The 16,528-nt window shown below is 72.0% G+C and carries 14 protein-coding genes and 2 tRNA genes; 5 read left to right on the top strand and 11 right to left on the bottom strand.

Annotation, left to right across the window (positions count from 1 at the left end; translation table 11 throughout):
- Positions 1-34 precede the first annotated feature (34 nt).
- Positions 35-2,662 (bottom strand): valine--tRNA ligase, encoded by a 2,628-nt coding sequence (locus ACIBPC_RS02465; RefSeq protein WP_398840726.1) that lies wholly within the window; start codon positions 2,660-2,662, stop codon positions 35-37.
- A 148-nt stretch (positions 2,663-2,810) separates the two neighbouring features.
- Between ACIBPC_RS02465 and ACIBPC_RS02460 the strand changes: the two genes are divergently transcribed.
- Together ACIBPC_RS02460 and ACIBPC_RS02455 are read left to right on the top strand one after the other, a co-directional pair.
- On the top strand, positions 2,811-3,695 hold the full coding sequence (locus ACIBPC_RS02460) for a hypothetical protein (RefSeq protein WP_398840725.1): 885 nt from the start codon (positions 2,811-2,813) through the stop codon (positions 3,693-3,695).
- A 134-nt stretch (positions 3,696-3,829) separates the two neighbouring features.
- Positions 3,830-4,954, top strand: coding sequence for a hypothetical protein (locus ACIBPC_RS02455; protein ID WP_362955479.1), 1,125 nt, complete (start codon positions 3,830-3,832; stop codon positions 4,952-4,954).
- Positions 4,955-5,053: 99 nt separating this feature from the next.
- Here ACIBPC_RS02455 and clpX read toward each other — a convergent pair whose 3' ends face one another.
- From clpX to ACIBPC_RS02430, 5 genes are all read right to left on the bottom strand, one after another.
- A complete protein-coding gene (gene clpX, locus ACIBPC_RS02450) occupies positions 5,054-6,355 on the bottom strand; it encodes an ATP-dependent Clp protease ATP-binding subunit ClpX (protein ID WP_362955476.1) in 1,302 nt (433 codons plus the stop codon).
- Between the two features lie 308 nt (positions 6,356-6,663).
- On the bottom strand, positions 6,664-7,314 hold the full coding sequence (locus tag ACIBPC_RS02445; RefSeq protein ID WP_362955473.1) for an ATP-dependent Clp protease proteolytic subunit: 651 nt from the start codon (positions 7,312-7,314) through the stop codon (positions 6,664-6,666).
- A 73-nt stretch (positions 7,315-7,387) separates the two neighbouring features.
- Positions 7,388-8,002 (bottom strand): ATP-dependent Clp protease proteolytic subunit, encoded by a 615-nt coding sequence (locus tag ACIBPC_RS02440; protein WP_398840722.1) that lies wholly within the window; start codon positions 8,000-8,002, stop codon positions 7,388-7,390.
- 403 nt (positions 8,003-8,405) lie between these two features.
- Positions 8,406-9,827, bottom strand: coding sequence for a trigger factor (gene tig / locus ACIBPC_RS02435; protein WP_398840721.1), 1,422 nt, complete (start codon positions 9,825-9,827; stop codon positions 8,406-8,408).
- Between the two features lie 134 nt (positions 9,828-9,961).
- Positions 9,962-10,038: transfer RNA gene (locus tag ACIBPC_RS02430), tRNA-Pro, on the bottom strand.
- A gap of 141 nt (positions 10,039-10,179) precedes the next feature.
- Between ACIBPC_RS02430 and ACIBPC_RS02425 the strand changes: the two genes are divergently transcribed.
- A tRNA-Gly gene (locus ACIBPC_RS02425) sits at positions 10,180-10,250 on the top strand.
- Between the two features lie 63 nt (positions 10,251-10,313).
- On the opposite strand, the gene ACIBPC_RS02420 is transcribed toward ACIBPC_RS02425, so the two are convergent.
- Entirely contained in the window at positions 10,314-10,535 is a 222-nt protein-coding gene (locus tag ACIBPC_RS02420) for a hypothetical protein (protein ID WP_362955468.1), read from the bottom strand.
- 485 nt (positions 10,536-11,020) lie between these two features.
- On the opposite strand from ACIBPC_RS02420, the gene ACIBPC_RS02415 reads away from it, so the two are divergent.
- Complete coding sequence (locus tag ACIBPC_RS02415; protein ID WP_398840719.1) at positions 11,021-12,217, top strand: acyltransferase family protein; 1,197 nt, start codon at positions 11,021-11,023, stop codon at positions 12,215-12,217.
- A gap of 16 nt (positions 12,218-12,233) precedes the next feature.
- On the opposite strand, the gene ACIBPC_RS02410 is transcribed toward ACIBPC_RS02415, so the two are convergent.
- Together ACIBPC_RS02410 and ACIBPC_RS02405 are read right to left on the bottom strand one after the other, a co-directional pair.
- Entirely contained in the window at positions 12,234-13,100 is an 867-nt protein-coding gene (locus ACIBPC_RS02410) for a M23 family metallopeptidase (protein WP_398840717.1), read from the bottom strand.
- 202 nt (positions 13,101-13,302) lie between these two features.
- On the bottom strand, positions 13,303-14,457 hold the full coding sequence (locus ACIBPC_RS02405; protein ID WP_398840715.1) for a PP2C family protein-serine/threonine phosphatase: 1,155 nt from the start codon (positions 14,455-14,457) through the stop codon (positions 13,303-13,305).
- A 127-nt stretch (positions 14,458-14,584) separates the two neighbouring features.
- Between ACIBPC_RS02405 and ACIBPC_RS02400 the strand changes: the two genes are divergently transcribed.
- A complete protein-coding gene (locus ACIBPC_RS02400; protein WP_362955459.1) occupies positions 14,585-15,832 on the top strand; it encodes a GNAT family N-acetyltransferase in 1,248 nt (415 codons plus the stop codon).
- Here the strand turns inward: ACIBPC_RS02400 and ACIBPC_RS02395 are convergent.
- Positions 15,797-16,186, bottom strand: coding sequence for a DUF6256 family protein (locus ACIBPC_RS02395; RefSeq protein ID WP_398840713.1), 390 nt, complete (start codon positions 16,184-16,186; stop codon positions 15,797-15,799). The two genes, ACIBPC_RS02400 and ACIBPC_RS02395, sit on opposite strands and share 36 nt — an antisense overlap.
- 8 nt (positions 16,187-16,194) lie before the next feature.
- Positions 16,195-16,464 carry a DUF6186 family protein gene (locus tag ACIBPC_RS02390; RefSeq protein WP_362955455.1) on the bottom strand — a complete coding sequence of 90 codons (270 nt, stop codon included), beginning with the start codon at positions 16,462-16,464 and terminating at the stop codon, positions 16,195-16,197.
- Positions 16,465-16,528 lie beyond the last annotated feature (64 nt).

The following is a 16,528-nucleotide window of genomic DNA, read 5'->3' as shown; positions in this document are numbered from 1 at the left end:
GGGGCCAGTGTACGGAGCACCACCGACAGTCCCGTTACGGGAGCTGTGCGAGCTGTGTCCCGATGCGGGCGATGTCGGCCTCGGCGGCGGCACGGCGGGCGCGGATCTTGTCCACCACGTGGTCGGGCGCCTTGGCGAGGAACGCCTCGTTCCCGAGCTTCGCGGTCGTCTGGGCCAGCTCCTTCTCGGCGGCGGCCAGATCCTTCGTCAGCCGCTTGCGCTCGGCCTCGAAGTCGATGACGCCATGCAGGTCGAGCGCGACCGTGGCGCCGCCGACCGGGAGGGAGGCGGTCGCCTCGAAGGTCTCGCCGGGCGGCTGGAGGCGCAGCAGGGCGCGCATGGCCTCCTCGTGCGCCTCCAGGCCCGTGCCGCCCAGGTCGAGCGTGGCCGGGACGCGCTGCCCCGGCTGGAGCCCCTGGTCGGCGCGGAAGCGGCGCACCTCGGTGACCAGCGCGCGGACGGCCGCCAGCTCGTCCTCCGCCGCCCGGTCGCGGAACCCGGAGTCGGCCGGCCAGGCGGCGACGACGACGGAGTCACGGCCGGTGAGCGTCGTCCACAGCTCCTCGGTGACGAACGGCATCAGCGGGTGCAGCAGCCGCAGCGTCACGTCCAGGACCTCGCCGAGGACGCGGCGCGACACCTCGGCGGCCCGGCCGCCGGCGGCGAACGTCGTCTTCGACAGCTCGACGTACCAGTCGAAGACCTCGTCCCACGCGAAGTGGAAGAGGACGTCGCTGAGCTTGGCGAACTGGTAGTCGTCGAAGTACGCGTCCACCTCGGCGACGACCGAGTTCAGCCGCGAGAGGACCCAGCGGTCGGCGGGGCCCAGCTCCGCCGCGTCCGGCAGGTCGCCGCCGACCGTCGCGCCGTTGAGGAGGGCGAAGCGCGTCGCGTTCCACACCTTGTTGGCGAAGTTGCGCGACGCCTGGACCCAGTCCTCGCCGATCGGGACGTCCACGCCCGGGTTGGCGCCGCGGCTCAGCGTGAACCGCAGGGCGTCCGCGCCGTAGGCGTCCATCCAGTCGAGCGGATCGACCGCGTTGCCGAAGGACTTGGACATCTTCTTGCCGAACTGGTCGCGGACCATGCCGTGCAGCACGATCGTGCCGAACGGCGGGGTGCCGTCCATCGCGTACAGGCCGAACATCATCATCCGCGCGACCCAGAAGAAGAGGATGTCGTAGCCGGTGACGAGGACGGAGTTCGGGTAGAACTTCTCGACGCTGCCGGTCCGTTCGGGCCAGCCGAGCGTGGAGAACGGCCACAGGCCGGAGGAGAACCACGTGTCGAGGACGTCGGTGTCCTGGTGCCAGCCCTCGCCCGCCGGCGGCTCCTCGTCCGGGCCGACGCAGCGGACCTCGCCGTCCGGCCCGTACCAGACCGGGATGCGGTGGCCCCACCACAACTGCCGCGAGATGCACCAGTCGTGGAGGTTGTCGACCCACTCGAAGTAGCGGGACGTCATCTCCTTCGGGTGGATGGTCACCCGCCCGTCGCGCACGGCGTCGCCCGCCGCCTTCGCGAGCGGCGCGACCTTGACCCACCACTGGAGCGAGACGCGCGGCTCGACGGTGGTCTTGCAGCGCGAGCAGTGCCCGACCGAGTGCGGGTACGGGCGCTTCTCGGCGACGATCCGCCCCTCGGCGCGCAGCGCGGCGACGACGGCCGAGCGCGCTTCGAGGCGGTCGAGCCCGAGGAACGGCCCGTGGACGGTGATGACGGCGTGCTCGTCCATGACCGTGAGCTGCGGCAGGTCGTGGCGGCGGCCGATCTCGAAGTCGTTCGGGTCGTGCGCGGGCGTCACCTTGACGGCGCCGGTGCCGAACTCCGGGTCCACGTGCGTGTCCGCGACGACGGGGATGGTCCGGTCGGTCAGCGGCAGCGCGATGCGGCGGCCGACGAGGTGCCGGTACCGCTCGTCGTCCGGGTGGACGGCGACGGCGGTGTCGCCGAGCATCGTCTCGGCGCGGGTGGTCGCGACGACGAGCGAGTCCTCGCCGTCCCCGTACCGGATGGAGACCAGCTCGCCGTCGTCCTCCTGGTACTCGACCTCGATGTCCGACAGGGCCGTCAGGCAGCGCGGGCACCAGTTGATGATGCGCTCGGCGCGGTAGATCAGCTCGTCGTCGTAGAGGCGCTTGAAGATCGTCTGGACGGCCTGCGACAGGCCCTCGTCCATGGTGAACCGCTCGCGGTCCCAGTCGACACCGTCGCCGAGGCGGCGCATCTGCCCGGAGATCCGGCCGCCGGACTCGGACTTCCAGCGCCAGACGCGCTCGACGAACGCCTCACGCCCGAGGTCGTGCCGCGACAGGCCCTCCTTGGCCAGCTCGCGCTCCACGACGTTCTGCGTGGCGATGCCCGCGTGGTCCATGCCCGGCTGCCACAGCGTCTCGTAGCCCCGCATGCGGCTGCGGCGGGTCAGGGCGTCGATCAGCGTGTGCTCGAAGGCGTGGCCCAGGTGCAGGCTGCCGGTGACGTTCGGCGGGGGGATGACGACGGTGTAGGGGTCCTTGTCGCTCTTCTCGTCCGCCCTGAAGTAGCCCCGGTCTACCCAGCGCTCGTACAGCTTTCCCTCTACGTCGGCCGGCGTGTACTGCGTCGGCAGATCGGCTGGGGTGCTGAGGGGCCCGTTCGCGGGCGGCTGAGTGTTCTCGGTCACGACGGTCAGTCTACGAGGCGGTGTGTCCCAAGTTCGAATCAGAATGCCGCCGCCCCTCGGTACCGGTCGCGGCATGCCCGAGGATGATCCGCAGGCGGCGGGTGCGGTGCCGCCGGGCTGCGATCGTCCGAACGAGAGAGAACGTCACGTGACATACCCACCGCCGGGCCTGCCACCGCAGGGCGGTCACCACCCGCACGGCAACCAGACGCCCGGCGTACCGGGCATGCCGGCCTACGGGCACCCGGCCCAGCCCCCCGCGCCGCCGCAGCACCCGGCCCCCTACGGCACCGCGCCGTACGGGCAGCAGTACCCACAGCCGTACCCGCCCCCGCCGGGGCAGCCCCCCGCGAAGCGGCGGACCGGGCTGCTCGTGGCCGTCGCCGTCGCGGTTGCCGCCGCGGTGACGGTCGGCCTCGTCGTCGCCCTCGGCGGGGACGACGGCGGCCTCCACGACGACGGCCGCGCGTACACCCTCGAACCCCCGGCCGCGGTCGGGACGCTGGAGAGGGACCCCGGCGGAACGGAGAACATGGAGGACGTCACGGAGGGGAACCTCCACCCGTCGGTCCAGGTCGACGACATGACCGGCGCGATGTACGAGGACGCCAACCCGCCCGAGGGCCCGGTGGTCGGGTTCGCGATGTTCAACGGGTACTACGGCACCATCGGGGACCCGCAGGCGGCCTTGGACGCGTTCTTCGCCGACGGCGGCATGTTCACCTCCGACGGCAACGCACGCTTCGTCGGCGAGCCGGTCGCGATGGAACCGGACGGGCTCGGCAACGCCGTCATGACCTGCCGGATGCTGGAGGGCGTCGACGTCGATCCGGAGGAGACGCCGCGGATACCCGTGTGCGCCTGGGCGGACTTCGACACCCTCGGCATCGTCGTCACCGACCGGCTGGTGGACGAGACGACCGGGGAGCACCCCGAACCGGTCTCCCTGGAGGACGGGGCGCGGTTCACGGCCGATCTGCGCGCGGCGGCCCTGGTCGAGGTGCAGGGCGGGGAGGAGCAGGGCATGCCGTGACCCGTCGGCGGGGGGTGCGGCGGGGCTGCCGGGGAAGGCGCGGGCCTCGGCAGGCAGTCAGATGTACATACGCATACACCGTCCGACAGGATGAACGGAAGCGTCGAGCTACGCGCTTGTGAGGGGATGCATCGATGAGTCACCACCAGCCGGGTCCGTACGGGCAGCAGCCGTACGGGCAGCAGCCTCCGCAGGGGCCGCCACCGGGACAGCCCGGCCAGCCGCCGAACCAGCAGGGCCCGTACGGCGGGCCGCAGGGCGGCGGTTACGGCCAGCCCGCCGGGCAGAACCCGTACGGGCAGGGCGGCGCCGCGCCCGGCGGCCAGGGCTACGGCTTCCCGCAGCAGCCCCCGCCGGGCCAGCAGCCCCCGCAGAGCCCGTACGGACAGCAGCCCTACGGGCAGCAGCCCCAGCCGGGCCAGCCCGGCCCGTACGGGCAGCAGCCGCCGTACGGCCAGACGCCCCCGCCCGGCGGCAGCGGCGGCAGCGGCGGCCGGAACAAGAAGATCGGCATCGTCGCCGCGGCCGTCGTGGTCGTGGCGGCGCTCGTCGCCGGCGGGATCGCGCTGCTCGGCGGTGACGACGACAACGGCGGCGGTGGCGGAGGCGGCGGCGGTGAGGGCGGCGGCGGCGAACTGGCCGAGGGCACGTCCTACCAGCTCGACTTCCCCGGCGTCTCCGGCGACTACGCGGTCCTCGCGCCGCCGCAGACCGCCGAGAACGCCTCCCCCGAGGACCTCGCGCGCATGGGCCTCCAGGACGCGGAGGGCGCCACCGCCCAGTACGTCGGCGGCATCTCCCCGACCGAACTGGCCGGCATCACCGACCCGGCCGAGCTGGGCGACCGCGCGGCGACGACGCTCTTCGTCGTGGGCCTGTGGGGCACCCTGGAGGACCCGGACGCCGCCGTGGACGCCCTGTTCGCCTACACCGCCTCCGAGGCCGGCGACCAGTTCACGCTCGTCGGCGAGCCCGAGGCGGCGTCGCCCGAGGGCATCGGCGACGCGGTCATGAAGTGCCAGGGCGCCGAGGCCGAGGACCCGGTCCTGATGGAGACGGTCGTGGTGCCGGTCTGCGTCTGGGCCGACACCAGCACGCTCGGCGCGGTCATCGCGCAGCGGGTGAACGGCCAGGGCAATGTGGACGTGACGTTCGAGGAGGCCGCGCAGATAGCGGCCGACCTGCGGACGGACTCCCTGACGCCGGTGGAGGAGGCGGAGGAGGGCGCCGAGGACGACCCCTCGGCCGAGTCGGCCTGATCGTCCGGAACGGCGAAGGGGCGGGGCCCGGATCGATCGATCCGGGCCCCGCCCCTTCGTGTGTACCGGGCCCTCGTGTGTACCGGGCCGCGGCGAAGCTCAGGCGGTCTTCTCGTGCGGCGCCGAGCCGGGCCCGCGCTGCTTGGTGAGCCGGGAACGCGGCACCAGCGTCGGGTTCACGTTGGACCTGACGACGTCCTCGGTGATCACGACCTGGCCGACGTCCTGCCGCGACGGCACCTCGTACATCACCGACATCAGGACCTCCTCCATGATCGCCCGCAGGCCACGCGCGCCGGTGCGGCGCAGGATGGCCTGGTCGGCGATGGCCTCCAGGGCCGGGAGGTCGAACTCCAGCTCCACGCCGTCCAGTTCGAAGAGGCGCTGGTACTGCTTGACGAGCGCGTTGCGCGGCTCGACCAGGATGCGCAGCAGGGCCTCGCGGTCGAGGTTGTGCACCGAGGTGATGACCGGCAGGCGCCCGATGAACTCGGGGATCATGCCGTACTTCACCAGGTCCTCGGGCAGGACGTCCGCGAGCAGTTCGGCGGCGTCGCGGTCGCGCTGGGACCTGATGTCGGCGCCGAAGCCGATGCCCCGGGCGCCGGACCGCGCGCGGATGATGTCGTCCAGGCCCGCGAAGGCGCCGCCGACGATGAACAGCACGTTGGACGTGTCGATCTGGAGGAACTCCTGGTGCGGGTGCTTGCGCCCGCCCTGCGGCGGCACGGCGGCCGTCGTGCCCTCCAGGATCTTCAGCAGCGCCTGCTGCACGCCCTCGCCGGAGACGTCGCGCGTGATCGACGGGTTCTCGCTCTTGCGGGCGACCTTGTCGATCTCGTCGATGTAGATGATCCCCTGCTCGGCCTTCTTGATGTCGTAGTCGGCCGCCTGGATCAGCTTCAGGAGGATGTTCTCGACGTCCTCGCCGACGTAGCCGGCCTCGGTGAGCGCGGTCGCGTCGGTGATGGCGAAGGGGACGTTCAGCATCCGCGCGAGCGTCTGGGCGAGCAGCGTCTTGCCCGAGCCGGTCGGGCCGAGGAGCAGGATGTTGGACTTGGCGATCTCGATGACCTCGTCACGCGAGCTGCCGGAGTCCGCCTCGCTGGCGCGGACGCGCTTGTAGTGGTTGTAGACCGCGACGGAGAGCGCCTTCTTGGCGTCCTCCTGGCCGACCACGTAGCTCTCCAGGAAGTCGTAGATCTCCCGGGGCTTGGGCAGCTCGCCCAGCTCGGAGTCCGGCGACTCGGCCAGCTCCTCCTCGATGATCTCGTTGCACAGGTCGATGCACTCGTCGCAGATGTAGACCCCCGGGCCCGCGATGAGCTTCTTCACCTGTTTCTGGCTCTTGCCACAGAACGAGCACTTGAGCAGATCGCCGCCATCACCGATGCGTGCCACGAGGTGCTTCCCCTTCGCCTGCGCACCGCCGGGGAGACGGCGCACTGATGCTTTCTGAAGACGACGGTACCTTGTTGCCCCGGGGAGTGGCCCCCCTTGACGGGAATCCCCCTCCACGGGGCCTTCCCGTCAAAAGGGGGCGGCCAGTCACTGTCCTGGTTGGTGCTGGTGGTACCGGTCGTACCGGCTGCTTGCTGGGTCGTGCGGGTGGTGCTGGGTGGTCCTTGATGGTGCCTGGGTGGTGCTGGGTGTCACTGCGGGCACGGACGGTGAGCGGTCACCGCCCCGTACCCGGGTCCGTGCTCGGATCAGACCGCGGTCGAGGAGCGCGTCGTGATGATCTGGTCGATCAGGCCGTACTCCACGGCCTCGCCCGCGGTGAGGATCTTGTCGCGCTCGATGTCGTCCTGGATCTGCTCGATCGGCTGGGTGGAGTGCTTGGCCAGCATCTCCTCCAGCTGCGTCCGCATGCGCTGGACCTCACGAGCGGCGATCTCCAGGTCGGACACCTGACCGCGTCCCGTCTCACTGTACGGCTGGTGGATGAGAATCCTGGCATTCGGCAGCGCCATGCGCTTGCCGCGGGTGCCCGCCGCCAGCAGGACGGCCGCGGCGGAGGCCGCCTGGCCCATGCACACGGTCTGGATGTCCGGCTTGACGAACTCCATCGTGTCGTAGATCGCCGTCAGCGCGGTGAACGAGCCGCCGGGGCTGTTGATGTAGATCTGGATGTCGCGGTCCGGGTCCATCGACTCCAGGCAGAGCAGCTGGGCCATGACGTCGTTGGCCGAGGCGTCGTCGATCTGCACGCCGAGGAAGATCACGCGCTCCTCGAAGAGCTTCGCGTACGGGTCGTACTCGCGCACGCCCTGCGAGGTGCGCTCGACGAAGCGCGGGACGACGTAGCGGGCCTCGGCCGGCAGACGGTCGTAGAGGCCCGAACCGGGGAAGTTGTTCATCTGGTGTGTACCGCCTTGGGATGGGCTGGCTGTCTCGGCTGGGATCTCGGCTTCGCGTGCGGGGTGGGCGGGCTCAGGCGCCCGTGCCGCCGCCGCCCGCGATGTCCGCGGCACTGGTGATCACGCGGTCGAGCAGGCCGTAGTCCCTGGCCTCCTCGGCGCTGAACCAGCGGTCCCGGTCCGCGTCGCGCTCCCACTGCTCCTCGCTGACGCCGGAGTGGTAGGCGGACAGCTTGGCCATCTTGCGCTTGGTGCGCAGCAGCTGCTCGGCGTGGATCTTGATGTCCGTGGCGGAACCGGCCAGACCGGCGGAGGGCTGGTGGATCAGGATCTCGGCGTTCGGCAGCGCGTACCGCTTGCCGGGGGCGCCCGCCGTGAGGAGGAACTGGCCCATGGACGCCGCGAGCCCCATGGCGATGGTCACCACGTCGTTCTTCACGTACTGCATGGTGTCGTAGACGGCCATGCCGGCGGAGATCGAGCCGCCGGGGCTGTTGATGTAGAGGAAGATGTCCTTGTCCGGATCGGCGGCCAGCAGGAGCAGCTGGGCCGTGATCCGGTTGGCGATGTCGTCGTCGACGGGCTGGCCCAGGAAGATGATCCGCTCGTCCAGCAGCCGGTTGTAGACCTGATCACCGAGGCCACTGTTCAGCGGTTCCGCCATGGCGGAAGGCATCGAGAGCGTCACGTATCCACCTGCTCATTCTCGGACGGCCGGCGGCATCCGCCTGGCCGTCACTCGACGTCCGGGTTGTATCTACGGACCCTAACGCGCGGTGTCGGCGGACCCATCCCGACCAGGGAACTGTTCGCTGTGAGCGCAGGGTCCCGGCCCCCGTGCGCTCCGGGGCCGGGACCTAGGCCCTGTCTGACAAATAGCGCCGTCCGCCGGAGGCGGGGGCGACGGCGGCTGGTGCGGTGCATCGCAAGGCGGAGGGATGCCCTCGTGCTGGAGTACTTGGGTGTTCCGACAACGCAGCGAGGTGCCGTGCCAGGCGTCGTCGCCGAGGCGAGATTTGTCAGACAGGGCCTAGGGCTCATGTCCGCACCGGGCCCCGGCGGTGTGCCGGGCCCCGGGTCCGCAGGCGGGGTCAGGACTTGTCGCTGTCCCGCTCGCCGCCCTCGGCGGCGGTCTCGGCGGTGTCCGCCGCGTCGGCGGTGACGTCGGCCTGCGCGTCGGCGTCGGTGGCGGCGTCCTCCTCCTCGTCGTCGAGGCGGACCGGCTCACCGTTGGTGTCCTTGACGGTGACGGACTCGACGACCGTGGCGAGCGCCTTGCCCCGGGTGACCTCGCCGACGAGCATCGGCACCTGGCCGCCCTCGACGACGGCCTTGGCGAACTGGTCGGGGCTCATGCCGGAGGACTGCGCGCGCCGCATCAGGTGCTCGGTCAGCTCGTCCTGGCTGACGTTGAGGTTCTCGGTGCGGGCGATCTGGTCCAGGACGAACTGGGTCTTGATGCCCTTCTCGGCCTGCTCGCGCAGCTCCTCGTCGAACTCCTCGGCCGTCTTCTCCTGGAGCTTCAGGTAGGCGTCGAGGTCCATGCCGAGCTGGGGCAGCTGGTGGTGCTCCAGGTTGTGCTTGCGGGTCTCGATCTCGTCCGCGAGGAGCTTCTGCGGCATCGGGACCTCGACCAGTTCGAGCAGCGCGTCGAGCACCTTCTCCTGGGCCTCGGTGGCCTGCTGGTACTTGCGCTCGTCGGCCAGGCGGCGGCGGCTGTCGTCGCGCAGCGCGTCCAGGGTGTCGAACTCGCTGGCGAGCTGGGCGAAGTCGTCGTCCAGCTCCGGCAGTTCGCGGGAGGAGACGGTCTCGACCGTGACGGTGACCTCGGCCTCGCGGCCGGCCGCGGAGCCGCCCTTCAGCTCGCTGGTGAACGTCGCGGTGCCGCCGGCCTCGAGGCCCGTGACGGCCTCGTCCAGACCGTCCAGCATCTGGCCGGAACCGATCGTGTAGTTGACGCCGTTGGCGACGCCGTCCTCCAGCACCTCGCCGTCGACGCGGGCCTCCAGGTCGATCTTCACGACGTCGCCCTCGGCGGCGGCGCGCTCGACCACGGTGGTGGTGGCGAAGCGGTCGCGGAGGCGCTCGACGGCCTCGTCCACGTCCTCGTCGGGGATCTCGACGGCGTCCACGGTGACCTCGATGCCGGAGTAGTCCGGGATCGTCAGCTCGGGGCGGATGTCCACCTCGGCCGTGAAGGTCAGCAGTTCGTTGTCCCGCAGCTCGGTGATGTCCACCTCGGGCTGGCCCAGCGGGTTCAGCTCGCCCTCGGAGACCGCCTCGCTGTAGAACTTCGGCAGCGCCTCGTTGACGGCCTCCTCCAGCACGGCGCCGCGGCCGAACCGCTGGTCGATGATGCGGGCCGGGATCTTGCCCTTGCGGAAGCCCGGCACCGTCACCTGCTGGTTGATCTTGCGGTACGCCGCGTCGAGGCTGGGCTTGAGTTCCTCGAAGGGCACCTCGACAGTGAGCCGAACCCGGGTGGGGTTCAGGGTCTCCACGGCGCTCTTCACGGTCGGTCTCCTTGGGGCTGGCATCAGGGGAAAAACTTCCTGGGAGCGCGGCGGAGGGGCGAGGTCGGTGGGGCGACGATCGCGCCCCGCACGCGGACACACCACAGGCGCGCAGGCAGGCTACTCATAGTACGTGGTCGGGGTGGCCGGATTCGAACCGACGGCCTTCCGCTCCCAAAGCGGACGCGCTACCAAGCTGCGCCACACCCCGTCCGGCTCACGATGCGACACGTAGCGTACAGGGCCGCGCGCGGTCGGGTCCTCCGGGGCGGCTGCTACGATACGTGTCGCGCGCCGGACGGTTCGGCAGGCCGGGAGATCCGACCCACCGTCACCACGCGGCCGACGCCAGGCGGGCGTAGCTCAATGGTAGAGCCCTGGTCTTCCAAACCAGCTACGCGGGTTCGATTCCCGTCGCCCGCTCTTCACCGAGGCCCGGTCCCCCCGCGGGGGGACCGGGCCTCCTGCGTGCGCCCGGCGGCCCGCCTACTCGCCGCCGAAGGAGCTGTTGATGGAGTCGTCCACGGAGTTGACCCCGTCGGTGATCGACTCCAGGAAGTTGTTTATGGGGTCGGCGGCGCCCGTGGAGGCGAGGGAGAAGCCGAAGAGGATGGCCACGATCGCGGGGCCCCACTTCATGGACCCGCTCCTGATCATGAAGAACAGGATCACCCCGAACAGGAGGGCCAGAGAGAACGAGATAACCACAACTGATCACACCTTACGGAAGGTTCGCCTCTGCTCCATCAACAGCTTGACCACGACCGCCGCGGCCACGCAGGAACCATCGTGCCATCAACTACGCCCCAGGTGGAGTGCGGTGACACTCCGTCCACCGTGCTCCGGCCACCTGCGGGCCTCCGGGGGCCCGGGAGGCCGCGTTACCGATCCGTTAACCAGCGGGCGCGCATAGCCGGGGAATACGGGGGCAGCGGAGAGGGCTCGGCGAATTCCCCCGAGGCACCCCGGAGCATGATTTCGCGGGAGAACACCCGCGCGTCAACCGAGCCGGGCGCGGTGGCGATTATGGCCCTTTTACACCCCCTCCTCACGGGGCAAACCGCCCGAAAACGGGCACCTTCCCGCCGGAATCCACACCGGGGTCGCGAATCGTCACCGAAATCTCCATGGGAAACACCACACCCCGCGACGCGGAATGTACGGATGCCCGGAGAGCGGCTATCGTGCGAACAATGTTGCACGTCCGTAATCAACAAGCGTCGCCGCACGCCGCCACGGCGCGCGCGGCCGACCCCCCACCTGCTGTCGCGGACGACGGTGCACGGGCCAGGCGCAAGGAGCGCGATCCGTTCTTCGACAACGCGAAGTACCTGGCCATCGTGCTGGTGGCGATCAGCCACGCCTGGACCCCGCTGCGTGACGACTCCCGCGCGGCCTCCGCCCTCTACACGTTCGTCTTCACCTTCCACATGCCGGCGTTCGTCCTCATCGCCGGCTACTTCTCCCGCAGCTTCACCGCCAGGCCCGACCAGCTGAAGCGGCTGATCACCGGCGTCGGGGTGCCGTACCTGGTCTTCGAGGTGCTGTACATCCTCTTCGCGCGGGCCGGGTGGGGCGGCGGCGACTCCGACCTCCCGCTGAGCCTCCTCGATCCCTACTACGTGACGTGGTTCCTGGTCGCGCTGTTCATCTGGCGGCTGACGTCGCCCGTCTGGCGGGTCGTGCGCGCCCCGCTGCCGGTCGCGCTGGCCGTCGCGTGCATCGCGTCGATGTCCCCCCACTTCGGCAACGACCTGAACATCCAGCGCGTCCTGCAGTTCCTCCCGTACTTCGTGCTCGGCATGCTGATGCGCCGCGAGCACTTCACATGGATGCGGCGCACGGAGGTGCGGGTGCTCGCCGTGCCCGTGCTGCTGCTCGCGCTCGCCGTGTCCTACTGGTCCGTGCCGCGCCTGGACCAGAGCTGGCTGTACCGCACCAACTCGGCGCAGGAGATGGGCGAGGCGGCCTGGGCCGGGCCGGTGATGACGCTCGCGATGTTCGGCGCCGGGCTGCTGCTGACCGTGGCGTTCCTGTCCCTCGTGCCGACGCGGCGCACCTGGTACACGACGCTCGGCGCGGGCACGATCTTCGGCTACCTGCTGCACGGCTTCGTCATCAAGGCGTCGCGCTGGTGGGACTGGTACGACGTGGACGGCATCGCCTCCCCGGCCGGTGTCGCCGTGGTGACGGCCCTCGGCGCCGTCGTCGTCACCCTGCTGTGCACCGCGCCGGTCAGACGGCTGCTGCGGCCCTTGGTCGAGCCGTCGATGGACTGGGCGTTCCGGCAGCCGCCGCCCGCCAGGCCGGGCGGTGAGCGCGCCGTGGGCGACGGTCCGCTGGGCGAGCGGGCCGGGGGCGAGCGGCGCCCCGTGAACGCGGGCGGCTGAGCCGCGTACGCCCCCGTCAGCCGAGCGTCACGCCGTGGTCCGCCAGGTACGCCAGCGGGTCCACGTCCGTCCCGTAGTCCCGTCCGGCCCTCACCTCGAAGTGGAGGTGGGGGCCGGTGCTGTTGCCGGTGTTGCCCGTCTCGCCGAGCGCGGTGCCGCCCCTGACGTCCCGGCCCTCGGCGACGGCGATGTCCGACAGATGGGCGTAGAGCACGTAATGGCCGTCCTCCATACGGACGATGACGAGGTTGCCGTAGTCCCCCGACCACCCCGCGGTGACCACGGTTCCCGGGCCGACCGAGCTGACGGGGGTGCCGACGGGCGTCGCGAAGTCGACGCCGGTGTGGTAGCCGGCCGCCCAGTCGCCCGGGTCGCCGTACGAGGCGGAGACGGGGTGGCCGCTGACCGGGGCCGTCCAGCCGTCGGCCGCGGGCCCGTCGTCGGCCCGGCGCCCACGCGCGCGGCCGAACGGTTCCTCCCACAGCCCGTACGGCACCCACCGCTCCGCCGGGGTGGCGGCGTCGGGGAGCGGCGGCAGCTCGGGGAACCAAGAGGGTTGGGCGAGTCGGGGAAGCGGGGGGAACGCGGGCGGTTCCGGCGTCTCCGGGAGGCTCCTCAGCGGCGGCTCAGCGCCGTACGGCGGCGGCCCGTACGCCCGCTCCGCCGTCACGGCGCTCCCCCGGGGCGCGCCGTCCTCGACCGCCCCGGCCGCGAGGGCGCCCCGGCTCCCGTCGTCGCCGTCGCCGCTCAGGAGCGTCCACGGCCCCGCTATCGCCAGCGCCCCGGCGAGCGTGCCGCCGACCACCCTGCGGGTCAGGCGCGCGGCGGACGGGGAGAGCCGGGCGGGGCGGCGCTCGTGACGGTGTCTCGGGAGTGGCCTCATGACTCCGAGCCAAGGCCAGCCCGGGGCCGCCCGCATCCGCCCGGACCGGCGCGGCACGGCCGATCGGCCGACAGGGGCGCGCGCCCCCGGCGCGCGGCGGGCCCGTATCCACCCTGTTCAGCCCGGCGGGTCGGGGCGGCGCGCCGTGGCGCGGGCAACCGCTCCGCCGGGTGATCACTCCCGCCCGGTCATTCCCGGCTGATCATTCCCGGCTGATCAGCAACAGCGCCCGGTCGTCGTTCACATCGCGGGCGACGGCCTCGACGAGGTGCCAGGCCGCGCCTTTGAAGCCGGTGGCGACATACCGGTCCGCCTCGCCGGTGAGGCGGTCGATGCCCTCGGTGAGGTCGCGGCCAGGCCGTTCCACGAGGCCGTCGGTGAAGAGCATCAGGACGTCGCCCGGCCGCAGCGTGCCCTTGGCGGGGTGGAACTCGGCCTCGTCCCACACGCCGAGCAGCGGCCCCTCGGCGGCGATCTCCTGCCAGCGCCCGGTGCCCGCGCTGAGCTGGACGCCGGGGAGGTGCCCGGCGGACAGCAGCTCGTAGTCGCCGCTCTCCAGGTCGAGGACGAGGTGGACGGCGGTGGCGAAGCCCTCGTCCCAGCTCTGCCGCAGCAGGTAGCCGTTGGCGGCGGGCAGGAACGCGTGGGGCGGCAGCGAGCCGAGCAGGCCGCCGAACGCGCCGGACAGCAGCAGCGAACGGGACGCGGCGTCCATGCCCTTGCCCGAGACGTCGGCGAGGACCACTTCGAGCACGCGCCGCCCGGGGCCGGTGCGCGCGGCGACGACGAAGTCGCCGGAGAACGACTGGCCGCCCGCCGGGCGCAGCGACATCTCGCGGTGCCAGCCGTCCGGCAGGGCGGGCAGCGCGCTCTGCGTCCTGATGCGCTCGCGCAGGTCGAACAGCATGGTGCCGCCGCGCCGCCACGGGACGCCGACACGGCTGCGGAACTGGGCGATCAGCAGCCCGGTCAGCGCCACCGCCGCGACGACGAGGATGCTGCCCGGCGTCACCGGGTCGGGCGTGCGCCGGTCGGTCTCGATGAACGCGGTCTCCAGCACCAGCGCGGTGGCGACGACGGCGTACAGGCCGAGCAGGCTCGCGGGGCGCAGCAGGAGGCCGCCCGCGACGAGCGGCAGGACCAGCGACTCGGGCGGGCACCACTCGGGCCAGGCGACGGTGGCGCCGGCGAGGAGGGGGACGAGGAGGAGCAGCGCGGCGAGGGCGGGCCAGTCGGAGCCGCTGCCCCGGAACCAGTCCACGGCGACGCGGCGCACGGTCGTGCGCAGGCGGTGGACGGCCTTGTGCGCGCGGTCCCCGCGGGCGCTCCGGTGCCGTTTCTCGCTGCGGCGTGCCATGACCTGGGACCTTATCCACCCGTTCGGCGGCACGTCGAACCTTTGGGGCGATCCGGTGGAGATACGGCGTGGTGCCGGTACGGAAAATGCGTCGCCATCGGCCGTGGGCCCTGTTAGGGATGGCGGTATGACGACAGAGACGACGGGCACGACCGAACTGCGTGTGCTCGGGGCGGCCGACTGGGAATCCTGGTACCGCTCGCTGGAGTGGGCGTTCGGCGGAGGATTCGAGCCTGCGGAGGAGCGGGCGGCCTGGCGAGAAGTGACCGAATTTGATCGGTCGTTCGCCCTGTGGGACAAGGACCGGATCGTCGGGTCGTTCAGTTCATTCTCCTTTCAGCTTTCGGTGCCCGGGGGCACACAGGTGCCCGCGGCAGGTGTGACGATGGTGCACGTGGCCCCCACGCACCGGCGGCAGGGGCAGCTGCGGCGGATGATGCGCGCGGGGCTCGACGCGGTACGGGACGCGGGGGAGCCGCTCGCCGTGCTGACGGCCTCGGAGCCCGCGATCTACGGGCGCTTCGGCTACGGCGTGGCGAGCCATGTCCTCGACGCGACGCTGGACATCGCGCGGACAGGGCTGCGGCTGCCGCCCGGCACGGAGGACGTACGGCTGAGCCTCGCCGACCCGGCCGACGTCATGGACCGCTGCGAGGAACTCTACGCCCGCCTGGTGCCGGCACGTCCCGGCATGATCGTCCGGCGGCCAGCCTGGCGCGGCATGATCCTGCTCGACGCCCCTGCGGCGCGCGGCGGCGCCTCCCCCCGGCGCTGCCTGCTGGCGGAGCGCGACGGCGAACTCGTCGGCTACGCACGCTTCGCGACGACGGCGCGGTGGGAGGCGACGGTCCCGGACGGCACGGTCCTGGTGAAGGATCTCGACGCGGCCGACCCGGCGGCGTACGCGGCGATGCTGCGCTTTCTGATGGAACTCGACCTGATGTCGACGGTGCGGCTGCCCAACCGCCCGGTGGACGACGCGCTGCTGCACCTTGTGTCGGACCAGCGCCGCTCGCGGCTGCGCGTCTTCGACCGGCTGCACCTGCGCCCGGTGGACGTCGGCGCGGCGCTGGCGGCCCGCGCGTACGCGGCGGACGTCGATGTCGTGCTGGACGTGACGGACGCCTTCTGCCCCTGGAACGGCGGCACCTGGCGGCTGAGCGGCGGGCCCGGCGGCGCGGTGTGCGAGCGGACGGGCGACGCGCCCGACCTCGCGCTGGACGTGCGGGAGCTGGGCGCCGCCTACCTGGGCGGCACGTCCCTGGCGTCGCTCGCCGCCGCCGGGCTGGTGCGGGAACTGCGGCCCGGGGCGCTGACGGCGGCGGCGACGGCGTTCTCGTCACCGGTCGCGCCCTGGCTGCCGCACGCGTTCTGACGGCGGGGGACGCGGGCGGCCGCGCAGGCGCGCGGCCACCGCGCTCGCCGCGCACAGCACGGGCAGCGCCACGCCCGTGAGCGACGCGGCGCCCGTCACGGCGCTGAGCAGGAAGTCCCCGTCGTGGCCCGCGACCCCCACGTAGTAGGCCGCGACGACGAGCAGCAGCAGGGCGTATCCCCCGGCGGCCGTGGCGAGGACCTGGCGGACGAGGCCGGGCCAGCCGGTCGCCCGGGCGCGGTGCCGGGGCCGCCCGCCGGGGTCGGCGCGCCAGGTGCGCAGGCCGTACGCGAGGGTGCCCATGGTGAGCAGGTACGCGATGCCCATCACCGTCAGGTCGAGGAGGTGCGGCACGCGGCGGCCTACCCCTCCGGTCCCCTCAGCAGGAAGTGCCAGCCGCGGACGAACGCGTGCCAGCCGGCCCAGAGCCAGAGGGCGAACAGCGCCCACCGTCCGAACGGGTGGCGCGCCACCGCGTCGATGGCCTGGCTCAGGGTGGGGAAGGCGTCGGCGGGGTGGAGGAGTCCGACGCCCTCCCAGGCGAAGAGGGCGCCGAAGAGCACGGCCCACACCAGATAGCCCCAGAACGCGTGGTGCGGCGTCTGCGCCGCTGCCGCTGCCGTCGCTGTCATGGGGGGATCATGCGGTACCGCGCGGGCGGGACGGCGGACGCGCGCGGGCTCGTCCTCACGCCGA

The organism is Streptomyces sp. NPDC049879 (genome assembly GCF_044461265.1).
Taxonomy (GTDB): domain Bacteria; phylum Actinomycetota; class Actinomycetes; order Streptomycetales; family Streptomycetaceae; genus Streptomyces.
Note: the sequence above shows the minus strand (reverse complement) of the source record. Positions and strands in the feature narration are given on the sequence as shown.

What these genes read in the sequence shown, in the direction of transcription:
- ACIBPC_RS02390 (WP_362955455.1), bottom strand. Translation starts at nt 16,464, where the DNA reads ATGACAGCGACGGCAGCGGCAGCGGCGCAGACGCCGCACCACGCGTTC.
- ACIBPC_RS02455 (WP_362955479.1), top strand. Translation starts at nt 3,830, where the DNA reads ATGAGTCACCACCAGCCGGGTCCGTACGGGCAGCAGCCGTACGGGCAG.
- ACIBPC_RS02400 (WP_362955459.1), top strand. Translation starts at nt 14,585, where the DNA reads ATGACGACAGAGACGACGGGCACGACCGAACTGCGTGTGCTCGGGGCG.
- ACIBPC_RS02405 (WP_398840715.1), bottom strand. Translation starts at nt 14,457, where the DNA reads ATGGCACGCCGCAGCGAGAAACGGCACCGGAGCGCCCGCGGGGACCGC.
- ACIBPC_RS02415 (WP_398840719.1), top strand. Translation starts at nt 11,021, where the DNA reads ATGTTGCACGTCCGTAATCAACAAGCGTCGCCGCACGCCGCCACGGCG.
- ACIBPC_RS02410 (WP_398840717.1), bottom strand. Translation starts at nt 13,100, where the DNA reads ATGAGGCCACTCCCGAGACACCGTCACGAGCGCCGCCCCGCCCGGCTC.
- ACIBPC_RS02445 (WP_362955473.1), bottom strand. Translation starts at nt 7,314, where the DNA reads ATGAACAACTTCCCCGGTTCGGGCCTCTACGACCGTCTGCCGGCCGAG.